At 42.6% G+C, this 13,823-nt stretch carries 12 protein-coding genes; 5 read left to right on the top strand and 7 right to left on the bottom strand.

The genetic code is table 11. The features are described from left to right. Window positions 1–61 precede the first annotated feature (61 nt). Window positions 62–268: a hypothetical protein gene (locus B3143_RS14075; RefSeq protein WP_286740944.1), complete on the top strand. Its 207-nt coding sequence runs from the start codon at window positions 62–64 to the stop codon at window positions 266–268. A 52-nt stretch (window positions 269–320) separates the two neighbouring features. Here the strand turns inward: B3143_RS14075 and B3143_RS14070 are convergent, their stop codons facing one another. The 3 genes from B3143_RS14070 to B3143_RS14060 form a co-directional block, all read right to left on the bottom strand. Beyond that, window positions 321–2,102 (bottom strand): acyl-CoA dehydrogenase C-terminal domain-containing protein, encoded by a 1,782-nt coding sequence (locus tag B3143_RS14070; RefSeq protein ID WP_286740942.1) that lies wholly within the window; start codon window positions 2,100–2,102, stop codon window positions 321–323. Between the two features lie 169 nt (window positions 2,103–2,271). Further along, the gene (locus tag B3143_RS14065) at window positions 2,272–4,074 is read right to left on the bottom strand and encodes an acyl-CoA dehydrogenase C-terminal domain-containing protein (RefSeq protein WP_034169926.1); all 1,803 of its coding nucleotides are present in this window, start codon (window positions 4,072–4,074) and stop codon (window positions 2,272–2,274) included. A 309-nt stretch (window positions 4,075–4,383) separates the two neighbouring features. Beyond that, entirely contained in the window at window positions 4,384–5,013 is a 630-nt protein-coding gene (locus B3143_RS14060; RefSeq protein WP_286740940.1) for a hypothetical protein, read from the bottom strand. Window positions 5,014–5,150: 137 nt separating this feature from the next. Between B3143_RS14060 and baeS the strand changes: the two genes are divergently transcribed. From baeS to B3143_RS14040, 4 genes are all read left to right on the top strand, one after another. After that, a complete protein-coding gene (gene baeS, locus B3143_RS14055) occupies window positions 5,151–6,815 on the top strand; it encodes a sensor histidine kinase efflux regulator BaeS (RefSeq protein WP_286740939.1) in 1,665 nt (554 codons plus the stop codon). 14 nt (window positions 6,816–6,829) lie between these two features. Further along, the gene (locus tag B3143_RS14050) at window positions 6,830–7,516 is read left to right on the top strand and encodes a response regulator (RefSeq protein ID WP_286740938.1); all 687 of its coding nucleotides are present in this window, start codon (window positions 6,830–6,832) and stop codon (window positions 7,514–7,516) included. A gap of 91 nt (window positions 7,517–7,607) precedes the next feature. Next, the gene (locus B3143_RS14045; protein WP_286740936.1) at window positions 7,608–8,114 is read left to right on the top strand and encodes a GNAT family N-acetyltransferase; all 507 of its coding nucleotides are present in this window, start codon (window positions 7,608–7,610) and stop codon (window positions 8,112–8,114) included. Between the two features lie 222 nt (window positions 8,115–8,336). Continuing rightward, window positions 8,337–9,692 (top strand): amino acid permease, encoded by a 1,356-nt coding sequence (locus B3143_RS14040; RefSeq protein WP_286740935.1) that lies wholly within the window; start codon window positions 8,337–8,339, stop codon window positions 9,690–9,692. 93 nt (window positions 9,693–9,785) lie between these two features. Here the strand turns inward: B3143_RS14040 and B3143_RS14035 are convergent, their stop codons facing one another. From B3143_RS14035 to B3143_RS14020, 4 genes are all read right to left on the bottom strand, one after another. Further along, window positions 9,786–10,340, bottom strand: a complete 555-nt coding sequence (locus tag B3143_RS14035) for a GNAT family N-acetyltransferase (protein WP_286740933.1) — start codon at window positions 10,338–10,340, stop codon at window positions 9,786–9,788. Window positions 10,341–10,355: 15 nt separating this feature from the next. Further along, entirely contained in the window at window positions 10,356–10,730 is a 375-nt protein-coding gene (locus B3143_RS14030; protein WP_286740932.1) for an MmcQ/YjbR family DNA-binding protein, read from the bottom strand. Between the two features lie 76 nt (window positions 10,731–10,806). Beyond that, the gene (locus B3143_RS14025; RefSeq protein WP_286740931.1) at window positions 10,807–12,252 is read right to left on the bottom strand and encodes a protein adenylyltransferase SelO; all 1,446 of its coding nucleotides are present in this window, start codon (window positions 12,250–12,252) and stop codon (window positions 10,807–10,809) included. Window positions 12,253–12,394: 142 nt separating this feature from the next. Next, entirely contained in the window at window positions 12,395–13,558 is a 1,164-nt protein-coding gene (locus B3143_RS14020; protein WP_286740930.1) for an acyl-CoA desaturase, read from the bottom strand. Window positions 13,559–13,823 lie beyond the last annotated feature (265 nt).

Here is a 13,823-nt window from a genome sequence, read left to right as displayed (position 1 = left end):
CTTTTTTGTACTAACTTGTTATATTGTATGAGAACTACATTGAATAAATAGGAGAAAAAAAATGTTGGACAAAATTCAAACAAAAATTAGTCAATTAGAAGCAGGAAAAAAATTAATCCTGGGCGCGGGGATCAAGGCTGAAGAGATGCAGAAGGTACTTGAACTGTGTGAATCTCTAGAGTCGCAAGGGGGAATTAAAATAGTAAATAAGCATTTCCATCCTAAAATAACGACGCAACCAGATACGATCTTGATTGAAAAAGTATAGTGTATAAAAAGCCCTGCAGATGCAGGGCTTTTTATATGGATTCACATCAAGATTAAGCTTGAGTCGTGAAGTAATCTTCAGAGAAATTCATCACTACTTCGCAACCAGCTTTCACTTTAGTGATACGCAGTGCTAGTTCAGGCAAGATGCGTTGCGTGAAGTAACGCGCCAGTGCCAGTTTGTTTTGGTAGAAATCGCCATCTTTGTCTTTGGCTGCATTGGCAATGCGCGCAAACATATAAGAGAAGCTCAATAGGCCTACTGCATGTAGGTAATCGACTGCTGCAGCATTCGGGAATTCTGCATTTTCGCCAGCAGCTTCAAGTACGAACTGAGTCAATGATTCGACTTCAGTAGCTGCATCTAAAGTTGCATCTTTAATGAAGTTCAGGTCTGCATCCAACTGGTTCGCAAAGTCGCGAATTTCTTCGATGTATTCGCCGATGTACGCACCGCCACATTTAATGGTTTTACGGCCGATTAAATCTTGAGACTGAACGCCGTTGGTTCCTTCGTAGATCTGTGAGATACGCAGGTCACGGATACATTGTTCCATACCCCATTCACGGATATAACCATGTCCACCAAAGACCATTTGTGCATCTAGGGTTGCCTGGAATGCAGTATCCGTCAGGTAAGCTTTTGCAATTGGTGTCAACAGCGCAACACGGTCATTGGCTTTTTTCACGGCTTCAGGATCAGTCGAGAACTTGGTGATATCCAGTTGCTGACCGACATACACCGCAAAAGCACGAGATGCTTCGTTATTCGCACGAACATTCAACAACATACGACGTACATCACCATGTACTAAAATGCTGTCTGCCGGTTTAGCCGGTGATTGAGCACCAAGTGTACTACGACCCTGTAAACGATCTGTCGCGTATTGTGCAGCATTTTGATAAGCAAATTCTGAGGCGCCTAGACCTTGGATGCCCATAGACAGACGTTCGTAGTTCATCATCACGAACATGGCTGCCAGACCTTCGTTTTCTTTACCAACTAGATAACCTTTGGCACCGTCAAAGTTCATTACGCAAGTTGCAGATGCCTTGATCCCCATTTTGTGTTCGATTGAACCTGGACCTACCGGGTTACGTTCGCCAATTGAACCGTCTTCATTGACCAGGAACTTCGGTACGATGAACAGGGAAATACCACGAGAGCCGGCAGGCGCATCAGGTGTTTTTGCCAGTACCAGGTGAATGATATTTTCAGCAAGATCGTGATCACCACCAGTGATAAAGATTTTGGTACCGGTAATGCTATAGGTACCATCTTCATTACGTTCAGCTTTGGTTTTGATAATACCCAGATCAGTACCGGCATGTGGCTCAGTTAAGCACATGGTGCCTGACCATTCGCCAGAGTAAATTTTAGGAAGATAGGTTTCTTTTTGCTCTTGAGATGCATAGCTGTTTAAAGCCATACCTGCACCCACAGAAAGAAGTGGGTAGAGCATAAAAGATGGGTTGGTTGCAAACAGCATTTCATCAGAAAGTACGGTGAGCATTTTCGGCATTTCCTGGCCGCCCCATTCTGCATCGGCGCCCAGACCGATCCAGCCGCCTTCAGCATATTGTTTGAATGCTTCTTTAAAGCCAGCAGGTGTGGTGACATTGCCATTTTCATATTTTGCGCCTTCTTCATCGCCGGTACGGTTCAGAGGAAGCATGACGTTTTGCGCAAACTTTGCCATTTCTTCAAGAATGGCTTCTGCTGTAGCAGTATCCAAGTGGGCAAGATTTTCATTCGCCTGCCAGAACTGTTCTGCATTGAAAACATCATTCAGGATGAATTTCATGTCAGCAAGTGGCGCGTTATAAATTGGCATAGTATGTCACCTGTTTTATTGTTTAATTGGATTGTTTTGGCTCAGTCTAAAGCATTAAAAATCTGAATGTTAGACAACTAAAGGTTAATTCTGTAACTCTTTATAAAGAAAAAGGACTGCCTGAAGATGACCGTCCTTTTTCTTATTATGCATTTAAAACTGCATCAGCTTAGAATGCGAAATGTTCAGCATCTAAAGACATAAGCGGTTCTACACCAGTTGCAATCACGTCAACGTGTGAACGAACACGTGGCAGGATTTTCTTGAAGTAGAAACGAGCAGTCGTCAATTTGGCATTGTAGAAGTCTGCATCAGTGGTACCTGCAGCAAGAGTCTCTTGAGCAACCAGTGCCATACGAGCCCACAGGTAAGCCAGTGTTACATAACCAGAGAAGTACAGGTAATCTACTGCAGCTGCACCCACTTCTTCAGGGTTTTGCATCGCACGCATACCAATCTGCATGGTTAGGTCGCCCCATTCTTTGTTCAATGCCGCAAGCGGTTCAACAAATTCTTTCATTGCAGAATTGTCTTTGTTCGCTTCCGCAAATTTGTGGATGATCTTGGTGAAGTCTTTCAACATTGCACCTTGAGTACCCAGTACTTTACGGCCTAACAGATCCAGTGCTTGAATTTCAGTGGTACCTTCGTACAGGCAGGCAATACGTGTATCACGTACGATTTGTTCCATGCCGTGCTCAGAGATAAAGCCGTGACCACCGAAGACTTGAACACCATGTTTCGCAGCTTCTGAACCAGTTTCAGTCAGGAATGCTTTTGCGATTGGAGTTAATAGCGACAGGATATTGTCAGCGAACTTGCGTTCTTCTTCAGAAGTACCTTGTTCAACCACATCAGCATATTGAGCCAACAGGTAAACCAGTGCACGACCACCTTCAGCAAATGCTTTTTGAGTTAAAAGCATGTTACGTACAGCTGGGTGAACGATAATTGGATCTGCTTCTTTTTCAGGTGCCTTAGGACCAGAAAGAGAGCGCATTGCCAGACGGTCTTTAGCATAAGTTAAAGCGCCTTGGAACGCCGCTTCAGATGCAGACAGACCTTGTACAGCAGTACCGATACGTGCAGTGTTCATGAACGTGAACATGCAGTTCAGACCACGGTTTTCAGGACCGATCAGGAAGCCTTTTGCGTTATCGAAGTTGATGACACAAGTTGCGTTACCATGGATCCCCATTTTGTGTTCGATTGAACCACAACGTACGCCATTACGCTCGCCGATTGAACCGTCAGCATTCAGGTTGAATTTTGGTACGATGAACAGAGAAATACCTTTAGTACCTTTAGGCGCGCCAGGCAAACGAGCAAGTACGATGTGGATGATGTTCTCTGCCATGTCATGTTCACCAGCAGAGATAAAGATTTTCTCGCCAGAGATTGCATAGCTACCATCAGCTTGTGGCTCAGCTTTAGTACGGATGATGCCGAGGTCAGAACCTGCATGAGATTCAGTCAGACACATGGTACCTGTCCATTCACCTGAAACCAGTTTAGGCAGATAAGCGTCTTTTTGTTCTTGAGAACCGTGGTGTTCTAAAGTACGAACTGCACCATGAGACAGACCAGGGTACATACCCCAAGCCCAGTTCGCAGTACCCACCATTTCAGAAATAGTGATACCTAAAGAATTTGGTAAGCCTTGACCGCCGTATTGCTCTTCCGCAGAAAGAGAAGGGAAGCCTAGCTCGATGTATTTTTGGTACGCTTCTTTAAAGCCAGTCGGTGTTGTTACAACGCCGTCATTCCAGGTACAACCTTCACGGTCGCCTACTTGATTTAGAGGAGATAATTCATTTTCACAGAAGTCAGCTGCAGCTTCTAGGTACTGATCAACCAACTCACGGCTTACGTTTTCTTGAAACGCAGGAAGTTTTGCGTAATGTTCTTCAGCATTTAATAATTCGTGTAGAACGAATTGCATGTCACGTAAGGGCGCTTTGTATTGTGGCATATCGGTTTCCTCAATACTGGTTTAGACCAGCGTTATCATCCTAAATTAATTGAAACGTGCCTTCAGTGACACGTATTGCTATGAATCTAATCGTGCAACATCTTGCCCGGCCATACAAGCTTTTAGGCGGCTTTCTTGGTGACTATAAAGTCAAAGATTAATCTGCACAGAACAGTAAACATATTGACTGCAAAGACTTTTGTAGGAATTAGCAGAACATGAATGGTCAAAAGAGGACTGAGGAGTCAGATATAAAAAAAGGCACCCGAAGGTGCCTGAATTTGAAGGAATAAGAATCGTAGAGGAAGATCAAGATGCAGCTTTAGTCATCTTGATGGGTGCATTCGGCTGGAAGTGCACGATACATTGACCATCAATAGTTTGAGTACCCGCTTTCACTTGAACTGCCTTGCCATGGGTTTGACCTTTACAAGCGTTGGCAAACGCAGTTTGTAAAGCCTGACGTTCTGATAAACGCTGATCATACTGTTTAACCATTTCTGCACGTTGACTATCCGTTAATGCTTCTCCACGGTTCATATCACCTCGGAATTCATCACGCATCGGACGGTGTTCACCGCGCATGCCACGGAATTCACCACGTTGAGCTTTCATGCCTTTATGGTCAGGTTTGAAAGAAATTTTGCATTGACCATCAATGGTTTTATCACCCGCCTTGATTTGGACTGCACTGCCTACAGCTTTGCCGTCACAGGCCTGTTGAATCTGTTTATGCAATTGCATGCGTTCTGCACGAGCGGCTTTGAACTGTTCGCGTTGCTCTGGAGTGAGACGATGCTGTTTTTGACCTTCATGATGTTTCATCATGCGAGAATGATCTTTATGCTCATTCACGTTGCTCGTAGATTGACAGGCAGTCAATGCACCCATCGATAAAACACTGGCACTGATTAAGGCGATTTTTGTCATTGCTTTCATGTTTTTACCCCATTCAAGAGCTGATTCTTTTTGATGAGTAAAGATTAAATAATAAAGATGAAGAAACAATGGAGAGTTTTTTAAGTCTGTGTTCGCTACAATAATGAATATAGAGAAGAAAAACTGAGATTTTTACTTTGAAGATTCGCCGTATTCCGATTGCATTACGTCTGTTTTTGACTGTTCTATTGACCACCCTGGTAATTACCACGGTGAGTCTGGGCGTATTGCATCTGAATATGCAGCGCAACTTTACCCGCTATGTGGCGGATGTAGAAATGCAGAAGCTGGATCATGTGATCGAGAATCTGGCTGATGTCTATACGGTATATGAAGACTGGGGTAACGCCATTCAGGCGCAGATTCTGCAAATTGAAGGTGAAGCTGCACCGGATGATTATGACCGTTTATCGCGCTGGTGGTTGCGCCGTCAGTATGATATTGCCTTGCAGCAGCGTTACTTTCAGGAGCAAACTTTAGCCACTGTAGCGCCTTCAAGTATGGTCGAGCCAAATCTGACACCGCGCTCAGTCAATGAAGAAGAATTGCGTATTCTGGCGTCTAACTTGCCATCACAATTCCAGCCCTTTGAAGGTTTAAGATTTCCACTTAGCTCCAATCAGAACCTGTTTAGAACTGACCGTAAAGACAATAATGGCGGTCAACAGCCAGTCCAGCAGCCTACTGGCAAGAAGCAGTTCATCCAGATGCCAGACCGTCTGGGTCTGAGTTCACGCCTGTCACTCTATGACGCCAAACGTCGTTTTGTAGTAGGCGAAGCATCAGATGAGCAGATTTCCTATCGTCCGATCATGGTTGAAAATCAGGTGGTCGGTTATTTGGGTTTGAAACCGGTTTTAGACCAAGATGATGCTTTAAGTATTAATTTCTTTAGTAATCAGAAACGTTACCTATTTTTAGTTTATGGTTTAAGTATTCTAGCCAGTCTGATTGCTGCATTATTGCTGGCAACTTATTTTAAAAAACCGATTCAGCGTTTGTTGAACGGAACACGTGAATTGACTCGTGGTAATTATCAGCATCAGGTAAAAGTGAAACGTAATGATGAGCTGGGTGATCTGTCTAATGAACTGAATCAACTGGCAGTGATTCTGGATCAGCATGAAACTTCACGCCGTCAATGGGTGGCCGATACTTCACATGAGCTGAAAACTCCGCTGGCAGTCTTGCAGGCACAGATTGAAGCGATGCAGGATGGAATCCGTAAACCGACACCAGAGCATTTTGCATCGATGTTGGCACAGGTAACCAGCCTGAAAAAACTGACTCAGGATCTGGCAGCTCTAGCACAAGCGGATGCCCAGCAATTACAGTTTTATTATGCAACTGTTAATCCGTGGGATGTGGTGCAGCAGGAATTAATGAACTTTCAGCCTAAATTTGAACAGGCTGACCTGAAAGTGACTGTTGAAGGTGAAGGTGCTGAAGTTGATCTGGATCTGGACCGTTTCAAGCAGATCGTAGCCAACCTGCTCAGCAACAGTATTCGTTATACAGAAGCCGGTGGCCAGGTACACATTCATACCGAACAGAATGAGAAAGAATGGACCTTATATGTCGATGACAGTCCATTCGGTCTGACTGATGAGCAGCTGACTCGCATTGGTGAACGTTTCTATCGTGTCGATGATTCGCGTACTCGTGCCACCGGTGGGACAGGCTTAGGTCTGGCCTTATCTTGTAAAATTACTCAGGCTATGGGTGGTAGCTTAAGCTTTGCACATTCACCATTAGGTGGTTTACGATGCAAACTAAGTTTTCCTAAACAATTGAAACCATAAAGGAAAATATATTCATGAAACATATCATGCTGGTTGAAGACGAAGTCGAACTTGCCCTGTTGGTGCGAGATTATCTAGAGGCTGCTGGTTTTGAAGTCAGCGTGTTTCATGATGGGCAAGAAGCATATAATAGTTTTACCCAGCGTAAACCGAGCCTGATGATCTTGGACTTGATGGTGCCGCGTATGGATGGTCTGACCATTTGCCGTAAAGTGCGTGAACAGTCAGACTTGCCGATCATTATGGTGACTGCGCGTACTGAAGAAATTGACCGTGTACTGGGCCTGAATATGGGCGCGGATGACTATATCTGTAAGCCATTTAGTCCAAAAGAACTGGTTGCCCGTGTACAGGCCGTATTACGCCGTTTAGGCCGTAAAGCTGAGCCGGAAAGCAATGATTTATTCCGTATGGATAAATCACAACAGCGTATCTGGTATCAGCAAAAAGCCTTGAACTTGACCCCGACTGAATTCCGTTTGCTGGAGCTGTTCCTGGAGCATGTCGGCCAAGTGTATTCACGAGCACAATTACTAGATCATATCAATCCGGACAGTTTTGACGTGGCAGACCGTGTGATTGATAGTCATATCAAAAACCTGCGTCGTAAAATTTCAGATGCGGCAGAAACCGGAAACCGTCATGAATGGATTCAGGCTGTTTATGGTGTAGGGTATCGTTTTGAATATCCTGAGGACTAATATTCGAATTAGTTAAAGAAAAGCGGATAGATTTCTTGATTTGTTCGCTTTTTTTATTTCTGAAAATAATCAATATAAGAGAGCCAAAATAATGAAAATCATCATTCGGGATGAACAGCTAGAAGATATTCCAGCCATTGCTGAATTGACCCGAGCGGCTTTTCAAAATGCTGACCATTCAAGTCATACTGAACAATTTATTGTCAATGTTTTACGTAAGCATGGGCAGTTAACGATTTCTCTAGTTGCACTTGAAAATAATCAGCTGGTAGGCCATGTGGCTATTTCACCTGTTAGTATCTCTTCAGGTGAAACTGGCTGGTACGGTCTTGGCCCAATTTCGGTATTACCTGCAAAGCAAGGACAGGGAATTGGAGCTCTACTTATGCAGGCAGTTTTAGATCGCTTGCAAAATTTGGGTGCTGAAGGATGTGTAGTGCTCGGTGATCCTCAATATTATGGTCGTTTCGGGTTTAAGGCTTTTTCAGAACTTTACCTCAAGGATGTTCCACCAGAATATTTTCAAGTCATTGCATTTAATGGATCTATTCCACATGGAGAAGTGGTCTACCATGAGGCGTTTAATGTAACGCAATAATTCATCAAAAAAGAGCCATTTCTATTTATCAAGGTATGGAGTTTTAAAATATAAAATAGCTTTTAACTAGCATCTATTATGAAATCGATTATTTATATTTCTTTTCATCTTAATAGATACGAAAAAATAAAAGTTTAATAATTAATAACTTAAATTTATGTATTAGTTGATCAGTTGGATACCCGCTACAATTCGGTTTTTTATTCATCATGAGAGCGTGTCTTGGAGAGTGAAACACCGCAACTACAGCGTCGTTTGAAGAATCGTCATATCCAGCTGATCGCTATGGGCGGGGCCATTGGAACCGGATTATTCTTGGGGTCTGCACAGATTATTCAGTCCGCAGGACCTTCCATTATTCTGGGCTATTTGATTGGTGGTTTGATTGCATTCCTGATTATGCGCCAGTTAGGCGAGATGATTGTACATGAGCCTGTGGCTGGTTCATTCAGTTATTTTGCATTTAAATACTGGGGTAAATTTCTAGGCTTTTTAACCGGCTGGAATTACTGGATTTTATATATTCTGGTCGCAATGACAGAGCTGACCGCCATTGGCAAATATATCAATTACTGGTGGCCACATATTCCAGCTTGGGTATCTGTACTCATTTTCTTTTTAGCGGTAACCCTTGCCAATCTGGCCAATGTCAAAATTTATGGTGAGTCTGAATTCTGGCTATCGATGATTAAAGTCTTAGCTATCATTGCAATGATTATCTTTGGCATATATTTACTCCTCACTGCTGATGCAACTTCAACCGCTTCGATCAGCAATTTATGGATTCATGGTGGATTTTTTCCGAATGGCTTTGATGGGCTGTTTTATATGTTCGCCTTTATGATGTTTGCTTTTGGTGGTATTGAGCTGATTAGTATGGCAGCGGCAGAAACCGAAAATCCTGACAAGAACATTCCACGTGCCGTGAATCAAACTGTGATTCGGGTATTTTTATTTTATATCTGCTCGCTTGCCGTATTACTTTCACTTGTACCATGGAATCAGCTGAATTTAGGCGATTTAGATCATAGTCCATTTGTAATGATTTTCAGCCAGATGGGGATTGAATGGGCTGCACATTTACTGAATTTCATTATTTTAACTGCTTCACTTTCAGTCTGTAATAGTGGCATGTATGCCAATAGCCGTATGTTGATGGGGCTGGCTCAGCAAGGGAATGCACCACAATTATTTAAGAGCGTAAATAAACATGGTGTGCCTGTGGCTGCGGTATTGTTCTCAGCATTTTTGATCTTTGGCTGTGTGATCCTGAATTACTTTGTGCCTGAAAAAGCGTTGAGTTACCTGATTTATATTGTGGTAGCAGCTGCGGTATTGAACTGGATGATGATCAGTTTGATTCATTTGAAATTTAGACAAACCATCAAACGAAAGGGGATTCAAACCAGATTCCCAGCGATCTTTGCGCCGTTTAGTAACTATTTTGTTTTAGCTTTTATGCTGATGATTTTATACATCATGTGGACGCAAGGCTTTATGTTGTCAGTGTTGATGTTGCCGGTGTGGATTGCGGTGTTGTTTGGCGTGTTTAAGTTTCTGAATAAAAGGAATGCTTAAGCCTAAAATCTCCAATCAGAAGAGGCCCGACCAGAAATGATTGGGCTTTTTTCATATTGTCGCAATATCTAAAGCTTTTAGATGAGTTAAGGTTTATTTTGATCTTAGTGGCAGAATATACTGAATACAGTCTTTAAGGTCATTTCCCAATAAAGGAAAGATGGTCCAAGCATGAAGCAGTTGCTGTTTATGAAAACCTGTTTTTTCTAATACTTGTCTTGACGCTAAATGTTCAGTAGCGCAAAAGGTTTCAATTTTCGTCAGTTTTTGGCTTTGTTTTAGAAATTGGATTACCGAAGTCATCGCTTCACACATAAAACCTTGTCCTTGATAAGGAGTTCCAAGCCCGAAGAGAATTTCTCCAATATCATGCCTTTGTATAAAGATCAAAATACCCATAGGTTGCTGAGTTAAATGATCTGCAATAATCCACATAAACTCAGGATCTGAGTCTTCCCACTTTTGTCTCGCCCAGTTTTCTAAAGTTTGTCGAGTTTGAGTTTGATTCCGATGTGGATGTCTTTGCAAATATTTTGATGCTGCTAGATCGCTAAAATAGTTTTGAAATAAATTGATTTCATCACCACAGTGGTAGGAGCGAAGAATTAAACGCTTTGTCTTTAATGTTATTGGTTTGATCTTAGTCATCGGTGGTATCTGCACTTATTTTTCTAATGTTCGTAATAATTCAATTCGTACTTTTTCTACTTTCTTTAATTTCGATATTACTAATTCATAAGAATTCTGTACTAGGTCCTCAACCAGAGATTCATCCAGTTCATTATCTTCATACACTGAAATCCAGTGCCGTTTATTCATATGCCAGCCCGCATGGATATAAGAATAAGTATCTCTCAGCATAGCACCATGATCAGGCACTACTTTTAAATTAATGACAGCTTTGCCTTGAAGATAGAACTGAAGCATAAAGACTTTATCTAGCACCTTGAATACATCACAACCTTCACCGAAAGACTGAGTCACAGTGACTTCAGGTAAACTTAGCGCTATCTGTGCTGAGATTTGATGTAAGGTCATAAGTTGTGAATAAGCTGAAATAAAACTGTGGATAATGCTTAAATTATCCACAGTTTTTGGTCGTCTTGTGAATAAATTAAGATGAACAACTTACCATGACTTCAGGTACATCACTCGGTAATGGCCCTAGATCTTCAGGGTGTTCCAGATCTGGCTGTTTTAAATAGGGCTGACTCAATAATTTAAACAGGCGATCGACTTCGGAAAAGTCATCCCGCTCAGCCAGTTCAATTGCTTTCTGTGCCATGTGATTGCGCACGATATAGTGTGGATTGACGAGCTGCATGGCGGCATCTAATTCTTCAATATCCTGATGGTCACGGATCGCTTCATATTGAGTCAGGAATGCTTCAAACTGACGGCGATCCAAACACTCATCCTTGATTGCTTCATATTCATGATTCTGCAGGCGAATAAAGTTTTGTGTATAGTCGAGTTGCTCACTTTGCAAGATTCTGAGAAAAGCCATAGCGCAGTCAAAACTGTCTTTGTGAAAACTCGGTAAGCCCATTTTCTGGTTTAGGCCATGCTTATAATGTTCCAGGAAGGTCGGTTCATAATGTTCCAGACATTGGGCCAGATCCTGTTTCCATTGTTCTTCATCATAGTTTTCAGGACATAATGGAATCAGGTTATTCAGCCACATCCACAAGTTCCAGTGGCCAATGCTTGGTTGCTGCTGATAAGTATAACGACCCTGATAATCCGAGTGGTTATTAATCCAGTTGGGACGGAAACGCTCCATAAACCCATAGGGACCAAAGTCTAGCGTTGAACCAGTAATATTCAGGTTGTCGGTGTTCATGACACCATGTGCAAATCCAACCAGTTGCCATTTGGCGATCATGACTGCAGTACGCTGAATGACTTGAGTAGCAAATGCCAGAATAGGCTGTTCTGCTTGCAGACATTGTGGGTAATGCCATTCCATACATTTTTGTGTGAATACAGGCAGCAAGTCTGGCTGATACTGATAGATCCATTCAAAATGTCCAAACCGGATATGACAGTCAGACGTCCGTAATAGCATCGCGCCCGGTTCCAGTTTTTCACGCTGTACGCCTTGAGCGGAAGAGGTAAAGCCGACAGCATTACTGGATTCTACACCTAGTGCATTTAAGGCGTGTCCGGCCAGATATTCCCGAATTACCGAGCGTAAGACTGCACGACCATCTCCCATACGTGAATAAGGCGTTGCACCAGCACCTTTTAAATGCAGGTCAATGGTCTGATGATCTTTATCCAGAATCTGAGCGATTAATAAACCACGCCCATCACCCAGTTGTCCTGCCCATTGTCCAAACTGATGGCCGGCATACACCATGGCTAAAGGTTCAAATTCGGCAAAGGTTTTTTGACCACTACAAATTTCGACCCATTGTGCTTTATCTTCCTCAGACCATTGCAGATGCTCAGCAAGCGCAGCATTAAAATGTCCTGCTTTAGCACCTTTTAAAGGTAGCGGAGGCTGATGATGGTAAAGGCGAGGAGGGAGAGTCTGATATCGAGAATTAAAATACATAGCAGTCAAAATATTTAGGCAATAAAAGCAATATAACAAAGATCTCTGTTTAAAACTGTTGTAAAAGGGAAGTATAGATAAGACAGGCAGAAATAAAAAAAAGCCCCTGATTTCAGGAGCTTTTTTGAGAATTCAAATATTATTAAGAGACAGGCGCTTTTTTCAAATTACGCACTAACAGATTCAGTGTTTCACGATGATGAGAAAGACGCTGTTCAACCAGTTGGAATTCAACTTTAAGCTTGTCATCCATCTGGTGAATCTTTTCTGCCACAGCAGCCTTTTTCACCTGAATTTCCTGTTCTTTAAGTTTGGCCCAGTCATTCAATGTTTGAGTAAAGGCTTCATATTCTTGAGCAATCTTACTTTTCACATTGATAATGTCTTCATTGACATTATGACCATATACCGCCAGATCCTGCTCGGCATATTTAAACCTCATTGCCAGTTCAGCTTTTTTAATATTAAAGCTTGGAATACGCCGTAAATTTTTCGCAAGGCACAGTTTAGAACAAGTCCAGATTAACCATTTGGTTGGGTCATATTGCCACCATTTCACGCCATTACGGTAATCGTACTGGAAAATGTGATGATAGTTATGATAACCCTCACCCCAAGTTGCAATCGCTAACCAGAAGTTATCACGTGCAGTATTTTCATCCGTATAAGGACGTGAACCCCACATATGGCAGAGTGAGTTGATGAAGAAGGTCACGTGATGGCTCAGGATCAAACGAACCAGACCACCCAATAATAATACACCCCAAACATCGCCTACAGCCCAGCCAATTGGCAATAGAATCGCAGCATGTACTGCAATCACTAGAGGCACATAGTATTTGTGCTGGAACATAACGACTTTGTCGTTTTGCAGGTCTGGTGCATTCTTATAGTTTGGCTCTGCAGCAGGATAGTCACGCAGCATCCAGCCCAGGTGTGCATACCAGAAGCCGTTATTAATTGAATATGGGTCTTTTTCCACGTCATCGACATGACGGTGATGGGTACGGTGACCTGAACCCCAGTACAGAATACTGTTCTGCACCGCAAAGGTACCCATGATCATTAAAATGATTTTTAAAGGTAAAGTTGCTTCATAAGCACGATGTGCCCAAAGACGATGATAGCCCGCTGTAATCCCCAGGCTGCTAACGCCGAGCAAAACAAACATACTGATCCAAGCGGCAAGGCTAAAATCATGGTGATACGCATATAACGGAATCGCGATAACAGCTACAATGGGTAAAACTACCAGAGCAAACACAGCGACCCAGTTAATTGGGGCTTGAGGTAGGGGAGCATTCATCTCCAACAGCACTCCTGGAACCTGGGAAGGTATAACAAAAAGCAGAGGCCGCTATTGTTTATTTTAACAGCGGTTAATTCATTCATATTAGCATGCCCCCTAGGGCATCACTAGCATTATTGTACGGTTGTACTGTACTTATCGGTAACAGAATAAGTAGGAGGGAAACTACCATTTTCGCGGGCTAGACAGGCTCTGATTTCCGAGTAAATCACTGAGATTTTTGAAGCTTTTAATTAAATTTATGGTGGTGTTTCAAAAAGTA

This window comes from Acinetobacter sp. UBA1496 (genome assembly GCF_002324975.1).
GTDB classification, from domain to species: Bacteria; Pseudomonadota; Gammaproteobacteria; order Pseudomonadales; family Moraxellaceae; genus Acinetobacter; species Acinetobacter variabilis.
Note: the sequence above shows the minus strand (reverse complement) of the source record. Positions and strands in the feature narration are given on the sequence as shown.

Bases quoted from the DNA above. Each gene is read 5' to 3' on its own strand.
- B3143_RS14075 (WP_286740944.1), top strand. From the start codon at position 62: ATGTTGGACAAAATTCAAACAAAAATTAGTCAATTAGAAGCAGGAAAA.
- B3143_RS14070 (WP_286740942.1), bottom strand. From the start codon at position 2,102: ATGCCAATTTATAACGCGCCACTTGCTGACATGAAATTCATCCTGAAT.
- B3143_RS14065 (WP_034169926.1), bottom strand. From the start codon at position 4,074: ATGCCACAATACAAAGCGCCCTTACGTGACATGCAATTCGTTCTACAC.
- B3143_RS14060 (WP_286740940.1), bottom strand. From the start codon at position 5,013: ATGAAAGCAATGACAAAAATCGCCTTAATCAGTGCCAGTGTTTTATCG.
- B3143_RS14050 (WP_286740938.1), top strand. From the start codon at position 6,830: ATGAAACATATCATGCTGGTTGAAGACGAAGTCGAACTTGCCCTGTTG.
- B3143_RS14045 (WP_286740936.1), top strand. From the start codon at position 7,608: ATGAAAATCATCATTCGGGATGAACAGCTAGAAGATATTCCAGCCATT.
- B3143_RS14035 (WP_286740933.1), bottom strand. From the start codon at position 10,340: ATGACTAAGATCAAACCAATAACATTAAAGACAAAGCGTTTAATTCTT.
- B3143_RS14030 (WP_286740932.1), bottom strand. From the start codon at position 10,730: ATGACCTTACATCAAATCTCAGCACAGATAGCGCTAAGTTTACCTGAA.
- B3143_RS14025 (WP_286740931.1), bottom strand. From the start codon at position 12,252: ATGTATTTTAATTCTCGATATCAGACTCTCCCTCCTCGCCTTTACCAT.
- B3143_RS14020 (WP_286740930.1), bottom strand. From the start codon at position 13,558: ATGAATGCTCCCCTACCTCAAGCCCCAATTAACTGGGTCGCTGTGTTT.